At 61.6% G+C, this 22,890-nt stretch carries 15 protein-coding genes and 1 pseudogene; 11 read left to right on the forward strand and 5 right to left on the reverse strand.

From position 1 onward, the window contains the following. The first annotated feature begins 130 nt into the window (after window positions 1–130). Complete coding sequence (locus KW062_RS04095) at window positions 131–499, forward strand: DUF6124 family protein (protein ID WP_027619304.1); 369 nt, start codon at window positions 131–133, stop codon at window positions 497–499. Window positions 500–754: 255 nt separating this feature from the next. Here the strand turns inward: KW062_RS04095 and gliR are convergent, their stop codons facing one another. Then, the gene (gene gliR / locus KW062_RS04100) at window positions 755–1,777 is read right to left on the reverse strand and encodes an AraC family transcriptional regulator GliR (protein WP_105754876.1); all 1,023 of its coding nucleotides are present in this window, start codon (window positions 1,775–1,777) and stop codon (window positions 755–757) included. 211 nt (window positions 1,778–1,988) lie between these two features. Between gliR and KW062_RS04105 the strand changes: the two genes are divergently transcribed. The 6 genes from KW062_RS04105 (at window position 1,989) to KW062_RS04130 (ending at window position 11,766) form a co-directional block, all read left to right on the forward strand. Further along, window positions 1,989–3,584: an FAD-binding oxidoreductase gene (locus KW062_RS04105; RefSeq protein ID WP_105754875.1), complete on the forward strand. Its 1,596-nt coding sequence runs from the start codon at window positions 1,989–1,991 to the stop codon at window positions 3,582–3,584. A gap of 4 nt (window positions 3,585–3,588) precedes the next feature. Further along, complete coding sequence (locus KW062_RS04110) at window positions 3,589–5,181, forward strand: glycerol-3-phosphate dehydrogenase/oxidase (protein WP_105754874.1); 1,593 nt, start codon at window positions 3,589–3,591, stop codon at window positions 5,179–5,181. A 21-nt stretch (window positions 5,182–5,202) separates the two neighbouring features. Next, entirely contained in the window at window positions 5,203–6,771 is a 1,569-nt protein-coding gene (locus KW062_RS04115; RefSeq protein WP_027619308.1) for an FGGY-family carbohydrate kinase, read from the forward strand. 123 nt (window positions 6,772–6,894) lie between these two features. Next, window positions 6,895–8,187, forward strand: a complete 1,293-nt coding sequence (locus tag KW062_RS04120; protein WP_105754873.1) for a phospholipase — start codon at window positions 6,895–6,897, stop codon at window positions 8,185–8,187. Between the two features lie 189 nt (window positions 8,188–8,376). Beyond that, on the forward strand, window positions 8,377–10,332 hold the full coding sequence (locus tag KW062_RS04125) for a DUF1302 domain-containing protein (RefSeq protein ID WP_027619310.1): 1,956 nt from the start codon (window positions 8,377–8,379) through the stop codon (window positions 10,330–10,332). 60 nt (window positions 10,333–10,392) lie between these two features. Next, on the forward strand, window positions 10,393–11,766 hold the full coding sequence (locus KW062_RS04130; RefSeq protein ID WP_105754872.1) for a DUF1329 domain-containing protein: 1,374 nt from the start codon (window positions 10,393–10,395) through the stop codon (window positions 11,764–11,766). A gap of 169 nt (window positions 11,767–11,935) precedes the next feature. Here KW062_RS04130 and KW062_RS29185 read toward each other — a convergent pair whose 3' ends face one another. Further along, on the reverse strand, window positions 11,936–12,799 hold the full coding sequence (locus KW062_RS29185; protein WP_371321443.1) for a methyl-accepting chemotaxis protein: 864 nt from the start codon (window positions 12,797–12,799) through the stop codon (window positions 11,936–11,938). A gap of 42 nt (window positions 12,800–12,841) precedes the next feature. Beyond that, a pseudogene (locus KW062_RS29190) lies at window positions 12,842–13,855 on the reverse strand (methyl-accepting chemotaxis protein); the annotation flags it as partial. 287 nt (window positions 13,856–14,142) lie between these two features. On the opposite strand from KW062_RS29190, the gene KW062_RS04140 reads away from it, so the two are divergent. Together KW062_RS04140 and KW062_RS04145 are read left to right on the forward strand one after the other, a co-directional pair. Then, window positions 14,143–14,835 (forward strand): histidine phosphatase family protein, encoded by a 693-nt coding sequence (locus KW062_RS04140; RefSeq protein WP_105754870.1) that lies wholly within the window; start codon window positions 14,143–14,145, stop codon window positions 14,833–14,835. Between the two features lie 8 nt (window positions 14,836–14,843). Continuing rightward, window positions 14,844–15,674, forward strand: coding sequence for a phosphatase PAP2 family protein (locus tag KW062_RS04145; RefSeq protein ID WP_105754869.1), 831 nt, complete (start codon window positions 14,844–14,846; stop codon window positions 15,672–15,674). On the opposite strand, the gene KW062_RS04150 is transcribed toward KW062_RS04145, so the two are convergent. Next, on the reverse strand, window positions 15,656–17,095 hold the full coding sequence (locus tag KW062_RS04150) for an ArnT family glycosyltransferase (RefSeq protein WP_105754868.1): 1,440 nt from the start codon (window positions 17,093–17,095) through the stop codon (window positions 15,656–15,658). The genes KW062_RS04145 and KW062_RS04150 overlap by 19 nt on opposite strands. A 105-nt stretch (window positions 17,096–17,200) precedes the next feature. Further along, a complete protein-coding gene (locus KW062_RS04155; protein ID WP_105754867.1) occupies window positions 17,201–18,610 on the reverse strand; it encodes a DUF2252 domain-containing protein in 1,410 nt (469 codons plus the stop codon). Between the two features lie 219 nt (window positions 18,611–18,829). Between KW062_RS04155 and KW062_RS04160 the strand changes: the two genes are divergently transcribed. Beyond that, entirely contained in the window at window positions 18,830–21,094 is a 2,265-nt protein-coding gene (locus KW062_RS04160) for an McrB family protein (protein WP_105754866.1), read from the forward strand. A 3-nt stretch (window positions 21,095–21,097) separates the two neighbouring features. Then, window positions 21,098–22,702, forward strand: coding sequence for a DUF2357 domain-containing protein (locus KW062_RS04165; protein WP_105754865.1), 1,605 nt, complete (start codon window positions 21,098–21,100; stop codon window positions 22,700–22,702). Window positions 22,703–22,890 lie beyond the last annotated feature (188 nt).

Here is a 22,890-nt window from a genome sequence, read left to right on the forward strand (position 1 = left end):
CGGCTGTGCGTGGGGCACATTCGTGTGCGCCGGGTTCCTTGATCCTCGGTCTGTCAACCCGCGCACAGCTGCCACCCATTCTTGTTTGACAGCAGGTAGTGGCAGCTCCATCTGATCAAGGAGCTTCGCCATGAAAAAGATCACCCCCGATCCACCTGAATCCCTCGTCACTTCTCCCTATGCCTCCGATGACGCCGGCAAACTCCACGCCGCTGCCGAACGCGCACTCGATCACTACCTGAAGCCGACAGCGATGCGGGGCTCGGTTGCGAACAAATGCCCATCGAGCATTTTTGCTGTCATGCCTGGGTTGGACCGAGAACGCCTGTTGGCCCATGCCTCGGAGACCTTGGCTTCAGTGAATGTGATGGCCACTGACTTGGCGTTCGAACTTGAAGGTTCGCGTCGACAGGTGGCGTTGGCGATAGCGCAGATGATTTCGTTGGGGCAGTTGCTGGTGAATCGAGTGCTGGATGATGTGGATCAGCCACGAAGCTAGATAGTGATAACGCGTTGTCGTTCTTTGCTGTGATGCGCCATCCGACAGGCCAGCATCTACAGGGATCTAAGGTGTCCGAGATATCTGCGACATGCCGCAGACCTGTGGGAGCGAGCCTGCTCGCGAAGGCGGTATATCTGATGTTCCGAGGAGCCGGCTTGCCGGCGAAGGCGGTGCGTCTGATGTGCCGAGGCGTCTGGTTCGCTGGCAAGCCAGCTCCTTAAGGGCGTCAGCCACCCCACCACAATCTCAACCCTAATCCCCCTGCCGATGGGTCTGCCGAAACTCCCCCGGTGGCATGCCGCGGCGGCTTTTGAAGGTGCGGTGGAAGGAGCGGGGTTCGGTGAAGCCCAGGTATTGGGCGATGTCCTGGATCGGCAGAGTGCTGTTGAGCAGGTAGTGCTCGGCCAGTTCCTGGCGCAGGTCGTCGAGGATTTGCTGGTAGGTGGTGCCGGCCTGGTGCAGTTGGCGTTGCAGGGTGCGCACCGAGACGGCGAATTGTTCGGCGACCTGTTCCTTGCGCGGCAATCCTTCCTTGAGCAACTGGCGCAGGCAGCTTTTCACCCGCTGCTCCAGCGACGCGTCTTCCAGCGTCGCCATCAAGCCCAATGCATGTTCTTCCAGGGTGCGCAGCAATTGCGCATCGGCCTGGCGCAGCGGCAATTGCAGATAAGGCAGCGGCACGATCAGCGCCGAGTAAGGCTGATCAAACAACACCGGGCAATCGAAAAACGCCTCGTACTGCGCCAGCTCAGTGTTGGCCGGTAATGGATGTTCGAACCACACGGCGTCCGCTGACAGGTGCGTATCGGCAATCCAGCGCGCGTATTGCAGCCAGGAACCCAGCACGTTCTCCACCAGGTGGCGGCGGATGCGGGGGCGCTGGTGGCGGCAGGTCCAGATCAGGTGCACCTGTTGCCCCTGCAGTTCGGCACGGCTGACGCCCATGTCGCCCACCAGTTTCTCGAACGGCATGATCCGGTTCATTGCATCGCCCAGGGTCGCGCAGTTCATGGTGATGTAGCCCAGCACGCTCCAGGAGTTGGGCAAGACGAAGCGTGCCGAATTCAGCCCGAACAGTGGATCGCCGGAGTGCTCGCAGAAATAGTCGAGCAGACGCTCATGGGCTTCACCCGTTATGCGCAGGCTGTTGTCGCTCAATTGCTGCGCCTGCAACCCGGCTGCGGCCAACGCTGGCTCAATGGTCATCCCCAGGTGCTCGGCATGGCGCACGTATTTGAGCAGCGGCGGAACCGAGGTGAAGCCGAGGGATTGCATGATCGGGGTCCTTTGATCGGGGCAGGCGGGCACAGCGCAAGACCCTGAAAGGTAAATTGAAACCACAGCTAAAGTAAATGACTGGGAGCGGCGGCGCGGATTGACTCAATTGGCTACTCGAACTGGCCTGATGCGACCGTGACAGGTTTTGCCGGCTGGCTAGTATAGGCGCCAGAAATGTCACCTATAAGAACCGCAAAAGGACACACGCATGCGACGTTGGAACGGCTGGGGAGATGCAAGTACGGTGGTCGAACTGCCGGCGCAGGGCGCGGGATTTCTCGAGGCGCGGGTTGGCGCCGGTCGTGCGCTGCCCGACGCGACGCTTGAGTCGGCCCTGGCCCGCGTCCCGGCCTCGCGCTTGCCACAGCATTCGCTGTACAGCATCGAGCCCCAGGACCGCCTGATGCACGCCCGTGGCCAGAGCCTGCCGGACTGGCTGGCGCTGCGTGAAGGCGCGCCGGGAATCTATCCCGATGCGGTGGCTTTCCCGCAAACTGCCGAGCAAATCCGCAAGCTGCTGGCCCTCGCCGAAGAACGTGACCTGTGCCTGATTCCTTACGGCGGCGGCACCTCGGTGGCCGGGCACATCAACCCGCTGGACTCCGAGCGACCGGTGCTCACCGTTTCTCTGGCCCACATGAACCGCCTGCTTGACCTCGACGAGCAAAGCCTGCTGGCCACATTCGGCCCCGGCGCCTGCGGTCCGCAAGTGGAAAGCCAGCTGCGCGCCCGTGGCTACACCCTGGGACACTTCCCGCAATCCTGGGAGTTGTCGACGTTGGGTGGCTGGGTCGCCAGCCGTTCCAGCGGCCAGCAGTCGCTGCGCTACGGGCGCATCGAGCAGATGTTCGCCGGCGGCACCCTGGAAACCTTCGCCGGCCCGCTGCGGATCCCGACGTTCCCGGCCTCGGCCGCCGGCCCTGATCTGCGCGAAGTGGTGCTCGGTTGCGAAGGGCGCTTCGGGATCATTTCCGAGGTCAAGGTGCGGGTCACGCCGCTGCCGGCCGATGAGCGTTTTTATGGGGTGTTCCTGCCCAATTGGGACCAGGCCCTGCAAGCGATCCGCCAGTTGGCCCAGGCCCGTGTGCCGCTGTCGATGCTGCGCCTGTCGAACGCCGTGGAGACCGAAACCCAGCTCGCCCTGGCCGGCCATCCACAGCAAATCGCCTGGCTGGAGAAGTACCTGGCACTGCGCGGTGCTGGCGCCGGCAAGTGCATGCTGACTTTCGGCGTGACCGGCAACCGCCGGCAGAACGCGCTGTCCCTGAGCCAGGCGCGCAAGCACCTGAAAGCCTTTGGCGGGGTGTTCACCGGCACTTTGCTGGGCAACAAGTGGGCGCAGAACCGCTTCCGTTTTCCCTACCTGCGCGAGAACCTGTGGAACGCCGGCTACGTGGTCGACACCCTGGAGACCGCCACCGACTGGAGCAACGTCGACAACCTGCTGACGCGCATCGAAACCAGCCTGCGCGACGGTCTGGCGGCGCAGGGCGAGCGGGTGCACGTGTTCACCCACCTGTCTCACGTTTATGGCGAAGGCTCGAGCATCTACACCACCTACGTATTCCGCCCGGCCGCCGACTATCCGGCGACCCTGGCGCGCTGGCAGGCACTCAAGCACGCGGCCAGCCAGACCATCGTCGACCACCACGGCACCATCAGCCACCAGCACGGCGTCGGTAAGGACCACGCGCCATACCTGCTGCGGGAGAAAGGCGCGCTGGCGATGGACACCTTGCAGGCGCTGAGCCGGCATTTCGACCCGGCCGGGCGCCTCAACCCCGGCACGCTGTTGCAGGAGTGACGGCATGAGCCTGGATTGGAACGCCGCCTGGCGACAGCAGGTGCTGCCGACCCTGGCCGCCGAGACCTGGGACCTGATCGTCATCGGCGGCGGCATCAGCGGTGCCGGAATCCTTCGTGAAGCCGCCCGACGTGGCTGGCGCTGCCTGTTGCTGGAACAGCGCGACTTCGCCTGGGGCACCTCCAGCCGCTCTTCGAAAATGGTCCACGGCGGCCTGCGCTACATCGCCAAGGGCCAATGGCGGCTGACCCGCGACTCGGTCCACGAGCGCCAGCGCCTGCTCGACGAAGCGCCGGGGCTGGTGGAGCCGATGAGTTTCATGATGCCGCACTACCGGGGCGGCTTTCCCGGCCCACGGCTGTTCGGCGGCCTGCTGACGGTCTACGACTACCTCGCGGGACGGCGCAGTCACCGCTTCCATGATGCGCAGCAACTGCGCTTTCTGGCGCCGGGTCTGAAAGACGAAGCGCTGCTCGGTGGCACCTGTTTTGTCGATGCGTTGACCGATGATGCGCGCCTGGTGATGCGCGTCCTCAGTGAAGCCAGGGCCGATGGCGCGGTGGCGCTCAATGGTCTGCGGGTCGAGCAATTGCTGCGCGAAGACGGCCGGGTCTGCGGGGTTCAGGTTCACGACATCGAGGGCGGCGAATCGCTGCAGTTGCGCTGTGGCGTACTCGCCGTGGCCACCGGCGCTTGGGCCGAGCGCCTGCGCCCGAGCGATGCTGTGCGCCAACTGCGCCCATTGCGCGGCAGTCATTTGCTGCTGCCGGGCTGGCGTCTGCCAGTGGCGCAAGCCTTGACCTTTTTACACCGCCGCGACCGGCGCCCGGTGTTTGTCTTTCCCTGGGAAGGCGCCACGGTGGTTGGGACCACTGACCTCGATCATGAGACCGATTTGGACATCAGTGCGAGCATCAGTAGTGAAGAACTCGACTACTTGCTGGCCGCCTGCGCTCAGCAATTTCCTCATGCCGAGGTGGTCGCCGATGACGTGCTGTCGACCTGGTCGGGGGTGCGTCCGGTGGTCGGTTCGAGTGGCGCGCAACAAGGCCGGCCGTCCAACGAAACCCGTGAGCACGTGCTGTGGCAGGAGCCCGGGTGCGTGACCCTGGCGGGCGGCAAACTGACCACCTTTCGCCCGCAGGCCATCGAAGTACTCACGGCCTGCGCAGCGATGCTCGGGCGTGAACTCAGCGACGATGGCGCGCCGGTGTTTGCCGCTGTCGAGCCGCTGCCCATTGCCGGTTTGAGTGCCAGCCAATGGCGACGCCTGGCCGGACGGCATGGCCGCGACTTGCCGCGGCTGGCGCAGTTGATCGAGCAATTGGGCCGCGACAGCGTCGGTGCCACCGATACTTTATGGGTGGAACTGGCCCTGGCCTGTGACACGGAAATGGTTCTGCACCTGGACGACCTGCTACTGCGGCGTACCCGTCTTGGGCTGCTGCTGGCCGAGGGCGGGGCGCAGTATCTGCCGGCGATCAGGCGCCTGTGCCAGCCACGGCTGGGCTGGGATGACTCGCGTTGGGACGAAGAAGAGCAGCGTTATCGGGCACTGTGGCAACGTCATCATGGCCTGCCGCAGACCACGCAATGAAGGCCCATCGAAGAGAGCTCCATGGATAACCACAAGAATAAGCGCTACCTGCTGGCCATCGACAATGGCACCCAGAGCGTGCGCGCATTGCTGTTCGATCTGCAGGGCAATCTATTGGGCAAGGGCAAGGTCGAACTGCAGGCCTACTACTCGACGCAACCGGGCTGGGCCGAGCAGGATCCGGAGTATTACTGGGCCAAACTCGGAGAGGCCTGCGAGTTGCTGTGGCAGCAGACCGGAATCGATCGTACGCAGATCGCCGGCGTCTCACTGACCACCCAGCGCGGCACGCTGATCAACGTCGATGCCCAGGGCAAACCGCTGCGCCCGGCGATTCTCTGGCTTGATCAGCGCCAGACCGAGGTCGAGGGCGGCATCAAGGGGCCCTGGGGCTGGCTGTTCAAACTGGTCGGCGCCCAGGCCACGGTGGACTACTTTCGGGCCCAGGCCGAGGCCAACTGGATTGCCCGGCATCAGCCCGACGTGTGGGCCGGCACCGACAAATTGCTGCTGCTCTCGGGCTTTCTCACCCATCGCCTGTGCGGGCGTTTTGTCGACTCGGTGGGCGCCTGCGTCGGCTACCTGCCGTTCGATTTCAAGCGCCTGCGCTGGGCCGCGCCGTCGGACTGGAAATGGCAGGCGCTGGCGGTGCGCGCCGAGCAATTGCCAACCCTGCTCAAGCCCGGCGAAACCCTCGGCCACATCAGCGCCGAGGCCAGCCGGCATACCGGGATTCCCGAAGGCGTGCCGCTGATTGCCGCCGGCGCCGACAAAGCCTGCGAGGTGCTCGGCGCCGGGGTGGTCGACGAGTCGACTGTGTGTCTGTCCTACGGCACCACAGCGACCATCACCACCACCCGCCAGCGCTACCTGGAAATCGTACCGCTGATCCCGCCCTATCCGGCGGCGGTGCCCGATCAGTACAACTGCGAAGTGATGATCTATCGCGGCTACTGGATGGTCAGCTGGTTCAAGAACGAGTTCGGCCTGCGCGAAATGCAGCAGGCCAAAGAGCAAGGTATCGAGCCAGAGCAGTTGTTCGATGCGCTGGTCAACGCGGTGCCGCCGGGGTCCATGGGGCTGATGCTGCAACCCTACTGGTCGCCGGGGATTCGCGACCCCGGCGTCGAGGCCAAGGGCGCGATGATCGGTTTTGGCGACGTGCACACTCGCGCGCATATCTACCGGGCGATTCTCGAAGGCCTGGCCTATGCCTTGCGCCAGGGTAAGGAGCGCATCGAGCAGCGTTCCGGGCAGTCGATCCAGCGTCTACGGGTGGCCGGTGGCGGATCGCAAAGCGACGCGGCGATGCAACTGACGGCGGACATTTTCGGCCTGCCGGCGGAGCGTCCGCATGTCTATGAGGCGTCCGGCCTGGGCGCGGCGATCTGCTGTGCGGTGGGCCTGGGGCTGCATGCCGATTTCCCTTCGGCCATCGCCGCCATGACCCGGGTCGGCACGGTGTTTACTCCGCAACCGGAGGCGCAGCAGGTCTATCAGCGCCTGTACCAGGAGGTTTACCTGCGCATGTATCGCCAGCTCAAACCGCTGTACCAGAGTATTCGGCAGATCACCGGTTACCCGGCCTGAGGCGCTGAGTGACGCGCGTCGCTGGCGCTATTTGAGAGTTTTTATGGCGAGATTGGACAGTGTCAGGGTCGGGGTCGCTCTGTAGGCTCGCTCCTACAACACTTCCAATAAGAACCTCGAGCAATGAAGCTGACGTCACTCCTGTTGCTGCTCTGCGCCGTCGCCCCGACGGCCTGGGGTTGGTCCAACCACACGGTGGGCAGCTACCTGGCATTGCAGGCGTTGCCCGAGGTACAGGACGCGCCGCAGGTGGCCGTCGAACCGCTGGAAGCTTTCCTCGGCGCGCAATATCCGGCGATCGTCGAACTGCTCGAGCAACAGGAAGCCTTCGCCCGTGAGCATTTTGCCCAATACCCATCGCGCCCGGACAACCTGAAGTTGCCGGCCGCACCGGCGGACAATCTGCGCCACGCCTTCCTCATGGCGCTGCGGATCAATCCACAGATTCACTTGGCGATGGTCATCCAACCGTTGCCTGGCCAAGACCTGCCACAACGCGAACACCTCAAGGCTGATCAGGTGATGGTCGCGCAGACCCTGTCGCCGTGGAATCGCCAGCGCTTCATCGTCCTGGCGGACGGCGAACCAGTCAGCGCCCTCGCGGTACTGGCCAGCGCCGCCGACGAGCCGGACTACGGACACGACATCAACCTGTTCAGCGACAACCCGGGGGAGGTCGCGGCGCTCTATGGCTTCGGCCCGCAGTCGTTTGGCGACGAGCGTTTTGAGTACAGCTCCCAGGCGCCGTTTCACATGGGCTTCTTCCACGAAAACCCGGTGGTGTATGCCGCCGCCGGATTTCTCGCGCGCAGTTGGCCGGACTGGCGCGCCTATCAATATATGGGCCTGGCGCGCCTGGCGTTCGCCACCGGTCATCCCTATTGGGGCTATCGCTTTCTCGGCTGGGGCCTGCACCACGTCCAGGACCTGACCCAGCCGTACCACGCCAAGCCGCTGCCCGGCGTCGAGTTGGCGAGCATGTTGCTGATGGAGGGTAAGGCCCTGGCCGGTTACGGCGACGACAAGCTGGCGGCGGTCGAGCGCGTCGCCACCCGGCACATGGAAGTCGAGAAATACCAGGCGGCCTGGCTGTATCGCTTGCTGCGAGGCGGGCAACAGGTGCACCCGATGCTCCAGGCTTACGTCGACACGGCCGAGGATGGGGTCTATCCGCCGTACTCGGTGGACTACCTGCGCGAGGTGGTCAGCGCCCAGTCCGCTGCTGCGGGGGCGGGGTTCGATGAGGCCATCGGCCAATGGCTGGCCACGGCGCCGGCCACCAACAGTTTCAGCGCCGGTAATCAGGTGCAGCGTGAAGACTACGACCATCCGTTGCTCAACCAGCAACTGTTCCAGTTGCTGGGGCATTTCGGTGCGCATAGCCGCAATTTTGTGCGGGCTGGGTTGGGTAAATGATGCCCCCCCCCTGTAGGAGCGAGCCTGCTCGCGAAGAAGGTCAACGATAACGCGGACATTCTGGATAAACGCGGCGCTCTCAGGTTTTTCGCGAGCAGGCTCGCTCCTACAAGGGTGCGGCGTGAGCAGGTCTTTAGCGGCGCTATGTGGACAAAAAAACAACAAAATCAGGGAAGGGAGGAACACCGCATGAACATTCGACTACGCCAGTCTGGCGCAGCGATTTCCGGGGTAGGGCTGGTGGGGCTGTTGCAACTGTGCGCGGTCGATGGCGTGCAGGCGGCCGAGTTCAAGGTGCTGGACAATCAGGTCACCGGCTCGTTCGACAGCACGCTGTCCTATGGCCGTTTGTGGCGGGTGCAGGGTCGCGACAAAACCAACGATGACGTCAACACCAACGATGGCAATCGCAACTTCGACACCGGCCTGGTTTCCGAGGTGTACAAGATCACCTCGGAGCTGGAAGCCAACTACCAGAACTACGGCGTGTTCATGCGCGGCACTGCGTTCTACGACACCCAGTTGATGGACAAGCGCAACGATTATTACCGCAACAACAACCCGTCGCAGCCGAGCCAGAGCAACCCCCACGACGACCATTTCACCGAGCAGACCCGCGACATCGCCGGTAGCCGCATCGAGATGCTCGACGCCTATGTCTACGGCAACTGGGACGTGGCACAAATGCCGGTCACCGCGCGGCTGGGGCGTCAGGTGTTCAACTGGGGTGAGGGGATTTTCTATCGCGGCGGGGTCAACACCACCAACCCGGTGGACGCGGCCAAATACCGCTTGCCGGGCGCCGAGGTCAAGGAAGTACTGATGCCGGTGGAGGCGGTCAGTTTCAACATCGGCCTCACCGATAACCTGACCATGGAAAGTTTCTACCAGACCAACTGGAAAGAAACCCGCATCGACCCGGTCGGCACTTTTTACTCGCAGACCGATCTGTTCGCCGACGGTGGCAACACTGCCTACAACGACTTCACCGGCACCGCCCTCGACACCCCGGTACCGGGCTTCGGCAACGTGATTGACCTGTATGGTGCGCTGGGCAACAACCCGTTCCTCAAGCAGGCCCTGGGTACCACCGGCCTGTACGCCAACGGCGTGACGCCGGCGTTCGGCAACACCCTCAAGGTCGCCTCGGTGGGCAAGGACTACAACGCGCGCAACGACGGCCAGTTCGGTTTCGCCTTCCGCTACATCGCCGAGGAGCTCAACAGCACCGAATTCGGCCTGTACATGGTCAACTACCACGCCAAGGAACCGACCATCTCCGCTGACCTCGGCGGTTACCAGGGCGTCGACATTGACGCCCTGACCAACCTGTTGTCCGGCGTCGCTGGCAGTCAGGCCGGGGCCTTGGCCAACGGCCTGGTCACCGCCGACGTGATGGGCAACATCCAGGCGCACCGGCGCTACGCCGAAGACATCCGCATGTACGGTTTCAGCTTCAACACCACCCTCGGCCAGGCCTCGGTGTTCGGTGAAGTGGCGTATCGACCGAACCTGCCAATCGGAGTGGCTGCCACCAACGACTTGATCGGTGACTTGGCCAACGGCGCTGCCGCCGCGGCGTCCGGCAAGACCATCAACATCGGTGGGCAGATGGTCCAGCTCGACAGCCAGATCAACAACGCCGAGCGCGTCGAAGCCTTCAACACCTCGCTGGGCAGCATCTACAACTTCGGTCCGAGCCTGTCCTTCGACTCGATGTTCGGGGTCTTCGAGCTGGCCTCCGAGCACTTGCGTGGCAGCAGCCTGCAATACACCGCCTACGACGGCAGCCGCCGTTACTACGCGGGCACAGGTAACTACTCCTATGTGTCCGGTGGCGACCGTGGCGACCAGGTCAATCGCAACTCCTACAGCTACACCGCGATGTTCAACGGCACCTGGAACGACGTGTACGCCGGGGTCAACGTCTCGCCTTACGTGGTCTACAAGGACGACTTCAAGGGCAACAGCTACCAGGCCGGCAACAATATCGAAGGGCGCAAGGCCTACACCCTGGGGGTCAAGGCCAACTACCAGAACCGTATGGAAGCCGAGCTGCAATACACCGAATTCTACGGCGGCGGCCAGAACAACGGCATTCGCGACCGCGACAACATCGGCTTCAACCTCAAGTATTTCTTATAGGCCTCGAATCGCCCGAGCGCCGCTGTGCCCGGGCATTTGGCTCTATTTCGGAGAACCGCAATGCTGCATTCACCACGATTGATCAAGACCACCCTGGCGCTGGTCCTCAGCCTGGCGGCGGGTAGCGCACTGGCGGCGCTGACACCCCAGGAAGCCCAGCAATTGAAAACCAGCCTGACCCCGCTGGGTGCGGAGCGCGCGGGCAACGCCGCCGGGACCATTCCGGCCTGGGACGGCGGCATTACCCAGGCCCCGGCGGGCTATGTCAAAGGCAAGCATCACCTCGACCCGTTCCCAGGCGACAAGCCGCTGTTCACCATTACCAAGGCCAACCTGGAACAGTACAAGGGCCAGCTGACGGCGGGCCAGATCGCCCTGTTCAACAGCTACCCCGACAGCTTCCAGATGCCGATCTACACAAGCCGTCGCTCCGGTTCGGCGCCGCAATGGCTGTATGACAACACCCTGAAAAACGCCACCTCGGCGAAGCTGCTCGATGGCGGCAACGGTTTCTCCGACGCTTACGGTGGCGTGCCATTCCCAGTGCCAAAAAGCGGTGTCGAGGCCCTGTGGAACCACATCACCCGTTATCGCGGGATCTATGTGGTACGACGTGCTTCCGAGGCACCGGTGCAGCGCAACGGCAGCTTCGCCCTGGTGACTTCGCAGCAGGAAGGGTTGTTCACCTACTACCGCCCAGGCGGCCAGTTCGGTGATCTGAAGAACATCCTGTTCTACTACCTGGCCTTCGTGAAAAGCCCGGCGCGCCTGGCCGGTGGCGCGGCGCTGGTGCATGAGACCCTGGATCAGATCAAGGACCCGCGCCAGGCCTGGGTCTACGATGCCGGTCAGCGTCGGGTGCGGCGTGCGCCGAACCTGGCCTACGACACGCCGATTGCTTCGTCCGATGGCCTGCGCACGGCGGACGACACCGACCTGTTCAACGGCTCGCCGGATCGCTATGACTGGAAACTGGTGGGCAAGAAGGAAGTCTACATTCCGTACAACAACTACAAGGTGTCCAGCCCCGAGGTGAAGTACGCCGAGCTGCTCACGCCCGGGCACCTCAATCCCAAGTACACCCGTTATGAGCTGCACCGGGTGTGGGTGGTCGAAGGCACGCTGAAGCCCGGGGCACGGCATATCTATTCCAAACGCACCCTGTTCCTCGACGAGGACAGCTGGGGCGCTGCAGTGGTCGATCAGTACGACGGGCGCGGGGAGTTGTGGCGGGTGTCGATGGGCTACTTGAAGAACTTCTACGATCTGCCGACCACCTGGAGTGCGCTGGACGTGTTCCACGACCTGCAGGCCCGTCGTTACTACGTGCAGAACCTGGACAACGAAGAATCCGACACCGTGGACTTCGCCCAACCGGTGCCGGAAGACGCCTACTTCATGCCGTCGGCATTGCGCCAGCGCGGGACACGGTAGACCTGTGAACCTTGTGGGAGCTGGCCTGCCAGCGATGAAGTTGATGCGGTGTAGCTGATGGCCTCATCGCTAGCAGGCTAGCTCCTACAGGTTTTGTGATCGATCACTACCCCCTGTGGGAGCCGGCCTGCCGGCGATGGCGGTGTTTGCTACACCGCCATCGTCCGCGTCAAACCCTGAAATGGCTGACCATCATTTGCAACTGATTCCCCAGCCGCGCCAACTCGATGCTGGAGGCGGCGGTTTCGTCGCTGGCGGCGGCGGTCTGTTCGGAGACGTCGCGGACGTTAACGATACTGCGGCTGATCTCTTCGGCCACAGCGCTTTGCTGCTCGGCGGCAGCGGCGATTTGCTGGTTCATCGACTGGATGTTCGACACCGTGCGGGTGATGTTCTCCAGGGATAGCCCGGCCTTGCGCGTCAGCTCGACGCTGCTGTCGGTCAGGCTACGGCTGTTGCCCATCACCGTCGCCACTTGCTGGGTGCCGTTCTGCAACGCGGCCACCAGGCCTTCGATTTCTTCGGTGGACTTCTGCGTGCGCTGCGCCAGGCCGCGTACTTCGTCGGCAACCACGGCGAACCCACGCCCGGCTTCACCGGCCCGCGCAGCTTCAATGGCGGCGTTCAGCGCCAGCAGGTTGGTCTGTTCGGCAACGGCCTTGATCACGTCCATCACGCTGCCGATCTTGTCACTTTCCTTCTGCAGCACGCTCATGGCTTCGGTGGAACGCGCCACTTCGTCGGCCAGGCGTTCGATCTGGGTGATTGCTTCGTTGACCACCCGATCGCCTTGACGGGCTTCGCCATCGGCGGCCGCAGCAGCTTGCGATGCTTGCTCGGCGTTACGTGCGACTTCCTGCACGGTGGCAGTCATTTCGTGCATCGCGGTGGCGACCTGATCGGTCTCGACCTTCTGGCTGTTGACTCCGGCACTGGTTTCTTCGGTCACCGCTGAAAGCTCTTCCGCGGCACTGGCGATCTGGGTAACGCCGTCGCGAATGCCGCTGATCAAGTCGCGCAAAGTCACGCCCATGCGTACGATGCCTTGCTGCAAGACACCCAACTCGTCGCGACGGGTGACGCGAATATTCTGCGTCAGGTCGCCACCGGCAATGCGCTCGACCACCGCCAGGGTTTCCTGCAGCGGGCGGGTGATCTGGCGGGTGATGAGCACGGCGGCGAGCACACCGACCAACAGTGCCAGCAGGGTGCTGATCAACTGCAGGGTGCGGGCCTGGGCGCTTTCGCTGTCGCGGCGATCCAGTTGAATCTGATACAGCGCATCGCTGCGGGTGACGATGTCGCTGCCTTGCACGGTCATTTCCTGGCGCGCGGTGATTGCTTCGCCGGTGGCCGCTTTATACGCCTGCACCGCGCTGCGGTAGCGGGTCAGCGCTTGCTCCAGCTGACGCAGGGCATCGGCGTGGCTGTCGAAGAAATGGCTGCTCAGCGACTTCAGGCTGGCCAGCGCGGCATCCAATTGTGCGGCGGCTTTTTGCTCGTTAGCCGGGTTGCTGTCGGCGATGTAGCCACGCACTTCATAACGGGCCAGCAGGAACTGTTCCTTGGCCTCGGAAATGGCCTGGAACTGCTCGAAGCGCTGATCGCTCAACGGCATCTGACGCACACGGGTGCTGAAATCGTTGATCAGGGTGGTAGCGCTTTCGGCGTTATCGGCCATGGCCTGGCGCGCACTGCTCGCGGTGCGGTAAGCATTGCGCATCTTGTTCAGCGACTGCTGGTAGGCGTCGATGACCACCGCCTGCTCCCTGAGCAGCTTGAGATTGTCCGGGCTTTTGAACGAGGCCAGGAGCGACTGCTGCTGGGCCTTGAAATCATCAAGGGACGCCTGCACGGTCTGCGCCACGGTTTCGTCGCCGTTGGCCAGCATGTATTGCAGGCGGGTGATGCGCAGCTTGGTCAGGCCGGCGTTGAGCTGGGTGATGTCGCTCATCCAGTTGCTGCGGTCGATCAGCCCGCCCAGGCTGGTCCAGCCGGTGAGGGCGAGGATGCAGGTCAGGGCGAGGACCAGGCCAAAACCCAGGCCCAGCTTGAGGTTGACGCTGATATTGGCGAACCAGCTATTCATAAACAATTCCTCCAGGAACGTTGCGCTTCTTGATCGTCGGTGGGCTGGAAGTTGTTGTTTTTCGTAGCCAGCAAGGGGGGTGTAGATCGCCTGTATCGGCAGCCTGGGCGATTGCTGAACCGGTTTTTGTCACGAGCCGCCAGACGGTTGGCGGGGGCGATCGCCCGTCACGTTTTTTTTCACATTCATTTCACCGGCCTTCAACCTGCCTGTCGTTATTGTCCGGCCACACTGGCGTTATAGGCATTGGCTGTTCAACGTGGCGCAGCGATAGAGGCGATAAGGGCGTGGCATCAAGAATCGAAGCGGTCAATGTTCGGCCGAGTTTTGGGCTGGCGGACATCCGACGTTACAAAAACACCCTGATGACCCTGCTGCTGGCGCTGTGCGTGCTGGCGGCAACGGTCTATCTGACGCGCCCGGCTGCGGTAGTCAACTTGGGCCAGGGCAATCCATCGGGGCTGGCGCAGTTGCACGCGGATTGGGCGGCGGGCGGGATGATCGTGCTGGTGCGGCATGTCGAGCGTTGTGACCACTCCAAGGCGCCCTGCCTGAATGCCGCCGACGGCATCACCGACCGCGCGCGCAGCGTGGCCGTGGGCCTGGGCGCGCAATTCGAACGCCTGGGGCTGGCCCATACCGATATTTACAACAGCCCGGTGCTGCGTGCCGTGCAAACATCCAGCTACATGTTCAACTCGACCACCGCCAATCAGGACTGGTTGTTCAACTGCAAGGGCACGCTGTTGCGTGATGCCCTGGCGCACAAGGTCGCCGGACGCAATCTGGTGCTGGTGACCCATAGCGAATGCATGGCCGAGCTGGAAAAACAATTGAAGGTGCCGAATTCGACCTTCGGTTACGGCTCGGCGCTATTCCTCTCCACGGCCAAGGGCAACACCCGGTCACAGTGGGTGGGCTACCTCGACGCCTCGGACTGGCGCGCCGTGTTCAATCCATCATCCACCCCTCTCAAATGAGAAACTCGATGCAGATCTTTGCGCGCCAGCGATTCTATTGGGTGAATTTCGGTGTACCGCTGCTGTGTGCGGCGGCGGTGTTCATGCTGTTCGACATGACCCGTATCGACATTGCGTTCAGCAACCTGTTGTTCGATCCGCTGAGCCAGACATTCCCCATCGACCACATCCGCATTTTTGAGCAGTTCACCCACAAGTGGGCGCGGATCGTGCCGAACTGGACCGCGGAAATTGCCCTGATCGGCGGGCTGTTGTCCTTCGTCTGGCCGCGCATCAAACCGCACAAGCACCCGCGCCTGGGTAACTTTCTGGAGCGCAGCAAGGCTGGCCCGTTGCTGCGTTTCACCCATGAACATCGTCGCGACTTCTGGTTCGTGGTGTTTGCCTTCGCCCTCTGCACCGGGGTGATCCACTTCCTCAAGGCCCACACCAGCGTCTATTGCCCGATTGAAACCACTCTGTACGGCGGCCAACTTCCGCATATCGAGTGGTACAACAACTTCCAGTTGTTCCACGAAGCCGGCGAAGGCCGCTGCTGGCCCGGCGGCCACGCCTCGGGCGGCTTTACCATGCTCGCCCTGTACTTCGTCGCCCGCCGTCATCAATGGCGCTTCGCCAAGGCGATCCTCTGGGGCTCACTGCTGCTGGGCTTCATCTATGGCACCACGCGGGTTCTGCAAGGCTGGCACTACATGTCCCACACCTTCTGGGCGGGGATCTTCGTCTGGCTGTCGTGCCTGCTGACGGCGCTGGCGTTTTATGGTCGGGCGCGGCTGGATGTGCCGGTGCGTGAGTCTGCCGAACGTGAAGCTGCAGAGCTTTACTGCCCTACGAAGTAATACGCCTGACGCCCCACCATCATCTGCTTTAACACTTTAAGCGGCGGCGCCGGTTCGCTATCACTGGCAATCAGCGCCACGTGAATCGGCGAAGCGGCGAGGAAGCGGTTGAGCTCGTCGTCAGTCTGCAAATCCTTGAGCAGGCTGTGGGTGTAGAACACCGTCGCCCCGGCCGTGCGTTCGTTGGCCTGAAACAGTGCCACCTCGTTACCTTTGGCTTGCAGTGTCTGGATCTGCTCGGTCAGTGGCAGGAACGACAGCTTGCGATCGGCCCGGGGCGCGGCCCATTGGGCGGCGGCCAGGTAGGCGAGGATGATCAGGCCGAGTAGACCGATGGCCAGATAACGACGCTGACGGGCGACTTTGCCGAGCAGCCCCGTACCCTGAGTGTGCTGGCGCAAGCGCTCATAGAGTACTGCGGCATATTCCGCGGCGATCACCGCCGCCGCAGGTGTCAGCGACATCAGGTACACCGTGCGCTTGCTCGACGCCAGCGACAGCATGACGAACTCGGCCAGCAGCCACAGGCTGAAGAACAGCAGGTAGCGGTTGCTCGCCAGGCTTTTGCGAAAGTGCCACAGCCCCAGGTACACCAAAATGTTCCACGGCAGGAAGGCTTCCGGCAGTTTTGCCAGGTAGTAATAGAAGGGCTCGTAGTGCCCGGCCTCGACGAACGAACCGCTGAAACGTCCGACGCTGTTGGTCAGCAATACTTCGGCCACCGCCGCCGAGCCGCCGCGCTGATAGAGCATCAACAGCCAGATCAGCAAGGGAATCAGCCCCAGCAGCGTCAACAGTCCAGGACGCAGCCAGTCACCGGGCTTGAGGCGTTTGTCGAGCAGGCTTGTACACAGCAGATAGGCAAAGATCACCACCCCCGGCATCGCCAGGCCAAGTACGCCTTTGCTCAAGGTTGCGATGGCGATACCGCCGACAAACAGCGCAGCATTGCCCAGTGTCGCCCGGCGATGCCCTTGAAAAAACGCCAGCAGCGCCATGCTCACACCCAGTGCCAGCAACGCGTCTTCACCGACGCTGCGCGAGTTGACCCAGTAACTGGCCATGGTCGCCAGCAGAATTGCGGCGGTCCAGGCGATCTCCCTGGGCCTGCCGAAGCGGCGCAACATGGCGTACAGCAGCATCACGCTGAACAGCCCGGCAAACGCCGAAGCCAGGCGCACCGCCCAAGGCGTGCCGCCGAACGCCCGAATGGCGCCGGCATCAAGCCACAGGCTCAGCGGTGGTTTTTCCAGGAAAGGTTGGCCGAACAGGCGTGGGGTCACCCAGTCATTGTCCAGGTGCATCTGCATGGCGATGCCGGCCACCCGTGCTTCGGTGGAGCCTTGCAGTTGGTGGTTGCCGAGGGCGAAGAAGAACAACAGGGCAGCGAGCAGAAACAGCAGCGGGGCAGGGCGCGTCATGTGCTTTGGGCTACCGGAGGCGAGTGCGGGAGGGCTGGAAGTATAGGGCGGCGAATCTGAACAAATAGTGAACGCCCTGTGACAGCTTGCGTTTCGTCGTCGGTATCAGGGCAGATGGTCGGCGGCGAAATCGGCTTCCGAACGCGCCAGCAAACGGCCCGTGCGACAGGCGTGCTGGAAACGCTCGAAATCCTGCTCGTTCTGGTCACTGTAGGCTTGGGCGTATTTGAACAGTGCGTCGGCGAGGGTGTCGCTTTTGCCGATGTAGCCGCTGATCAACGCGGCCTGCCCGGAGGCCTTGGCGTGGGCTCGGGCCAGTGCGCGGCCGCAGGTTCTGGCATAGGCGCAGAAGGTCTCGGCATCGAAGGTCTCCAGCTCCGCCGAGATTTTCATGTCGCGCAACTGGCGCAGGTAAAAGTGCCGACCGTGAGGGCCGCTGGTCCAACCGAGGAACAGGTCGCTGGCGGACTGCATCAAACGCTGCCCCTCCACCACCCGCTGCCCGTTGTGGCGCACCCGGGATTTGTTTTTGACGTAGTCGGCCAGCACCGAGCGCCGGGCCTCCTTGATTTGCAGAAACAGCGGACGCTCCTGATTGTCGGTCAGCAACGCCACCATGCAGCGGGTGCCGACACTGCCGACGCCGACCACTTTGAACGCCAGATCCTGCACCTCGAAACGCGCCAGCAACTCCCGGCGATCCCCGGCCAGCGTCCCGCGATAATCGCGCATCAGGGTGTCGTACAGCGGACGCCAATCGGCCAGGCGCAACCATTCATCCTCGGCATCGAGCAAGGTGGTGGTGTTATGCAGATGGAAAATCTCCGGCAGATCATCGCGGATCAACAACCGGCCCTGGGCATCGCGCTCGCAGATCTTCGGTAGCAACTCGGCATGGGTGCGCCGCGCTGCCTTATCGACTGCACGCTGCACATGCTGCAGGGTGGTCTCCGACTGCGCCCGCTGCAGCAGGTCTTCGTAACTGATGGAGTCGTACCAGATCTCCAGCGCGCTTTGCTCGGCGCACGTCGCCATGCTGCGCTGATAGGCGCCAATTAACTCCCGACAGACCGCTTCCTCCACCGTTGCGCCATGACGCAAATCGCGAGCGGCAATCAGAAAACTCGCCACCAGCCGTTTCAAATCCCACTCCCAGGGCCCGGGATGCACCTCGTCGAAATCGTTGACGCTGAACAACAGATTGCGCTCCGGCGTGGCAAACCCGCCGAAATTCATCAAATGACAATCCCCACAAATAATCGAGCGCAACCCCATATCCGGCGTCTTCGACAAATCGTGGGCCTGCAACAGCGCATTGCCGCGATAAAAGGTGAAAGGCGACACCAGCATCCGCCCATACCGCAAAGCCACCAACGACTGCACCCGCCCCTCACTCGACGCCTTGATCAACGGAATCGGATCGCGCTCGCTTTTTGCGTGCAGGGCCTGGGAACTGCGTGGGCAGTCTTTGCGTGCTTCCTTGCCTTGTTTCAGGCGATCTTTGAGGGTGGTCATGGCGGCCCTGCGTGGCGTGCTGGAGTGAGTGGAACGCTAGCAGGGATACGGGGGTTAGCCACCAGCCTCATCATAAAGAGAGCCTTAACCTTCACGAGCAGGATTACGCGACTCAGGTGTTGTGATATCAAATGGCTTTGTGCCCAATGAAAGTAACTACTGTGGGCAAAGGCGATTTGGGGCGCGATTGCTCTGACAAGACAAAAAGGGGCAAGGATTGTGGCAGCGGATCTAAAGGACAACGCAACTCTCAAGGCAGCCTGTGACGCGGTATTGGCGCATCACCGTGAGCTGCCTTGGTACCAGAACTGGTTGGAACGGCTGGCGGAGTTTCTTCATAAAGTCCAGGAGGCTGACAAGGAGGAGTTTTGCAGTCCTGCGTTCCAAGAGTTGCTGTGGGAAAGTGACGTCATCACTACAACGGGTATGGGCACGGTCAACGTGTCGGAGGTGATCACCGATCCTGGCGTCGCCGAGTGTCTTTGGAATCTTCGTGCATCGCTAAAAACGCGTGACGTTTGCCTGCAGGATCAGGCGCTCCAGGAAAGCTGGCGCGAACTGAATCAACGCGTCGCTCCACCCCTTGTGCGACGCAATCCCCGACTTAAAAAGTATCGGCTGTTCGCTGCGCTGTGCCCAACTGAAATGACCACGCTTGCCCACTACCCGAAATTGCGTACGTTGGCGTCGTTGATTGGTGTGGGCAGCGCGGATCGAGAGCTTTCTCTGCATAAGGTCGTGCTTGAGCGTTTGGATGGTGTTTTGGCGGCGCCTGAGAATGGGTTGCCAACATCGGCGCTGGAGCGCATGACGCTGCCGTGGTTGCTTTACATGAAGTTCGTTCAGGAACAGGAGGTCGAAGCCACGGAAATCGCTGACCCCGCAACGGGCCAGGAACGCTTGAATCCTCTGCCCGCTGAGCGCCGTCGTCGCGGCATGCTTGCCATAGGTGGTGGGGTCGCGACCATCAGGGCGATCATCGAGTTCGCCAAAGAGGGTTGCAAGCGTGAAGATCTGATGGAGCACATGCGCTCGATCAACCCAAGCCACATGCCCTCGACTATCCGAACCCAGCTCAATTCGCTCATTGCTGAATGGGGCGTTCTACGGGCTCAAGGTGACGAGATTTATCTGACACCACGAGGTGAGGGGCTGCTGGATTCTGGCGAACCTGACGAAGTATCGGATTGGTTGCTGACTCGCGTGCTCGGGTTCGATCACATGCTTTATGCATTGCGCAACGGCGCAATATCGGTCAGTGCGTTGAATAATGCGTTGAGAAAGGTCAATCCTGGCTGGACCAGTGATCGAGCTTTGACCAGCCTGACCTTTTGGCTGCGCGCCCTGCAGTTGGTCGAAACCCGTGGAGACAAACTGCTGTATCTGACTGAGCTCGGTGAAACCTGGGCAGCGCAAATCTACTGGGAGCCCCAGTCACTGACTTCGGACGCAGGGGCTGTCACAACCAGCGTGATTCCCTCCAGTGAGGAGCCCGCGTTTTTCGAGCGCCCCGCGCTGGAATCCATTCAGAAGAGTTTTTCCGCAGATATTGCGTTCCCGATCAGCCTGGTTGCCCGACTCGACGCCGGTTTGTGGAGTCACCCACGCCGTCACTTCGCAGTACTTACCGGCCTCAGCGGAGCCGGCAAAACGGTACTGGCTCGAGGATATGCGCTTGCGTTGCATGAAGGGCAAGCGCACCCGTCGGAGGGTCTGCTTACCGTTCCGGTTCAGCCTGGATGGCATGACCCCTCCTGCCTGCTGGGTTACGTCAATCCATTGAATAGCGATAGCTATGTACGCACAGCATTCGTCGATTTTCTGCTCAGAGCCAGTACAGACCCCGAACGGCCCTACACCGTCGTGCTCGACGAAATGAATCTTTCGCACCCGGAGCAATATCTGGCGCCCCTGCTTTCAGCCATGGAAACCGGCGGGGACATTGATCTGCACGCTCAGGATACCGACATCAGTGGCGTGCCGGCGACCATCCCATACCCGAGTAACCTTGTGATCATTGGTACTGTGAACATGGATGAAACAACCCATGGTTTGAGTGACAAGGTCCTGGACCGGGCGGCAGTGATCGAATTCTGGGACATCGATGTCGAAGCCTTTCCCGGTTGGAAAACCAGTGTTTTGTCTGACGCGCAAATGACCAAAGTGCGCGACACGCTCAAGGGGTTAGTCAAGGCCTTGCGCTCGGCTCGCCTGCATTTCGGCTGGCGCACTATCCACGATGTCATTGGCTATATCGAGCAGGCCGAACGCGGTGGTGTGATTGACTTTGATGCGGCTCTGGATCAAGCCATCTATGCCAAAGTCCTGCCCAAACTTCGTGGTGAGGACACTCCTCGGGTTCAAGCTGCTTTTGCGGACAGCCGCACCCTGTTGCGTGACATGGGCCTCACAGAATCGGCAAACAAAGTCAGTGAGCTGCAGGACGACTTGCGCTCACTCGGTTCCGCCCGGTTCTGGCGCTGAATCATGGCGATTATTCGATGCATTGATAAACAAGGCGGAACGTTCTCGGTCAGCCCTGAAGTATTGGTTTCGGGGTTCATGGAGCGCGGCACTTATTATTTCGAGATTGTTCCTGAGTCACGCCTGTTTGTTGATGATGAGCCGTTGGCGATCTCCCGACATGAGGCATTTGATGCATGGCGATGGGAGCCGGGTTTTTATGCGGGCAAAGTCATCGCTGAATTGGTGAGTGCCGGCGGCAAACTATTGGCGACCTATCATTTCGATGTGGCGGCGGATCAAAACAAGCTTGGTGAACTTTCGTTTGCTGCGATGCTCGATGAGCTTCTTGCCTTTGATACACGTTTGTTGATGGGCAACGAATACGCTCAGTTGGAAGTAGGGCGTGAAGGTCGAACCAGCAACCCGCACCTGCAATATGCCCGCTTGAAGCGCTACGGTCCGGCATTGTTGTCGGCATTTGCTGAGGTTGTGCGCAAGCCGCTGACAAGACTGCACCGAGAGCGCACATTGCGGCCAGCGCACCAACTGCGTCGTATTGATCGCCAGACCTTGCGTCGAGCTTTGCAAGACCCTGCGGCAACAGCGTTGCTCTACAAACCGGAACAGGACCGTACCAGTAGCGAGTTATTGCAATTCGATGTGCCGACCGTGTTCGAGAATCTGGATAATCCAGCCAATCAGGCGTTGGCCGTGGTCCTTGGCGAAACCCTGCGACGTAGCCGTCACGTCATCGCTGCCTTGCAAGCGATCATTGAAAAGGAACGCGACACGGGGGCTCGATCCGCATTGGCCCCCAGGCTTGGCCGGCGGATAGAGTTCCTTGAAGGCTTGCACAGAGACCTTCGCAGAATTCAACGCATAGACCCGTTCCGCTCTCTGCGTCAGCCCCGGATTTCTGCTGCAGGGCTCAACGCAATTTCAGCTCATCCGACGTACGCCCGGGCCTATCGTCATGGTTGGTATGTGCTGCGCCCCGGTATTGACGGTAGTAGCGAGGGAGAGCGCATGTGGATCAGCCCAACCTGGGAGATTTACGAGCGTTGGTGCTATCTCCAGGTGGTTGCCGTGATCAAGTCGATTTATCCCAACCTGCAGTGGTGTGATCGTTGGCCAGGCTCGCGCATGGACGTTATACGGTGCGAAGGAAGGAGTGCTGACATTCGGGTCGACGTGCTGCTGCAGGTCCGTTGTCCAGCGTTTGACCAACCTGCCAGCCACGGTTTCTCCAGCATCTCAGGGGAGCGCTACCCCGATATTGTGGTCACAGTGGAGAGTCCTGCGGGGAACTCGTTCATCGTGATGGATGCCAAGTATCGGGTTGAACGTAAAGGTGTGTTGGAGAGCATGGTGTCTGCGCACGTGTATCGGGACTGTTTACGCTGGAAAGGTCTCAAGCCGGACTTATCGATATTGCTGGTGCCTCGGGCAGGCGGTGCGCCGTTGTTGGAAACGCCGACCTACCAGAAAACCAACGGTGTCGGCGTAGCGGTGCTGAGTGTTGGACAAAACCGGTTGCTGGGTGTGTTAAGTCCCTTCCTGATTGGCTGCACAGGTTCGAATACTGCGGGTCCGCATATGGCCGCTATGCCACAGGCACTGATCTGAAATCTACATAACCCTGAAAAGGAGGCGCGATGACAACAATAATTACAAAGGCTCAAGCCGAGTTGGAACTTGCACTCATGCAAGCCGAAAGTGACTCCTTGGCCAGTGGCGATATTTATATCTGGCTACGCGAATGCGGTCTCTCACCCGAGATTGCTGTACGTCTCAAAGAGTTGGTGAGCGTGACT

Source organism: Pseudomonas fluorescens (assembly GCF_019212185.1).
In the GTDB taxonomy this organism is placed as follows: domain Bacteria; phylum Pseudomonadota; class Gammaproteobacteria; order Pseudomonadales; family Pseudomonadaceae; genus Aquipseudomonas.

Bases quoted from the DNA above. Each gene is read 5' to 3' on its own strand.
- gliR (WP_105754876.1), bottom strand. From the start codon at position 1,777: ATGCAATCCCTCGGCTTCACCTCGGTTCCGCCGCTGCTCAAATACGTG.
- KW062_RS04145 (WP_105754869.1), top strand. From the start codon at position 14,844: ATGCAGATCTTTGCGCGCCAGCGATTCTATTGGGTGAATTTCGGTGTA.
- KW062_RS04155 (WP_105754867.1), bottom strand. From the start codon at position 18,610: ATGACCACCCTCAAAGATCGCCTGAAACAAGGCAAGGAAGCACGCAAA.
- KW062_RS29185 (WP_371321443.1), bottom strand. From the start codon at position 12,799: ATGGGCGTGACTTTGCGCGACTTGATCAGCGGCATTCGCGACGGCGTT.
- KW062_RS04110 (WP_105754874.1), top strand. From the start codon at position 3,589: ATGAGCCTGGATTGGAACGCCGCCTGGCGACAGCAGGTGCTGCCGACC.
- KW062_RS04130 (WP_105754872.1), top strand. From the start codon at position 10,393: ATGCTGCATTCACCACGATTGATCAAGACCACCCTGGCGCTGGTCCTC.
- KW062_RS04150 (WP_105754868.1), bottom strand. From the start codon at position 17,095: ATGACGCGCCCTGCCCCGCTGCTGTTTCTGCTCGCTGCCCTGTTGTTC.
- KW062_RS04095 (WP_027619304.1), top strand. From the start codon at position 131: ATGAAAAAGATCACCCCCGATCCACCTGAATCCCTCGTCACTTCTCCC.
- KW062_RS04115 (WP_027619308.1), top strand. From the start codon at position 5,203: ATGGATAACCACAAGAATAAGCGCTACCTGCTGGCCATCGACAATGGC.
- KW062_RS04165 (WP_105754865.1), top strand. From the start codon at position 21,098: ATGGCGATTATTCGATGCATTGATAAACAAGGCGGAACGTTCTCGGTC.
- KW062_RS04105 (WP_105754875.1), top strand. From the start codon at position 1,989: ATGCGACGTTGGAACGGCTGGGGAGATGCAAGTACGGTGGTCGAACTG.
- KW062_RS04125 (WP_027619310.1), top strand. From the start codon at position 8,377: ATGAACATTCGACTACGCCAGTCTGGCGCAGCGATTTCCGGGGTAGGG.
- KW062_RS04120 (WP_105754873.1), top strand. From the start codon at position 6,895: ATGAAGCTGACGTCACTCCTGTTGCTGCTCTGCGCCGTCGCCCCGACG.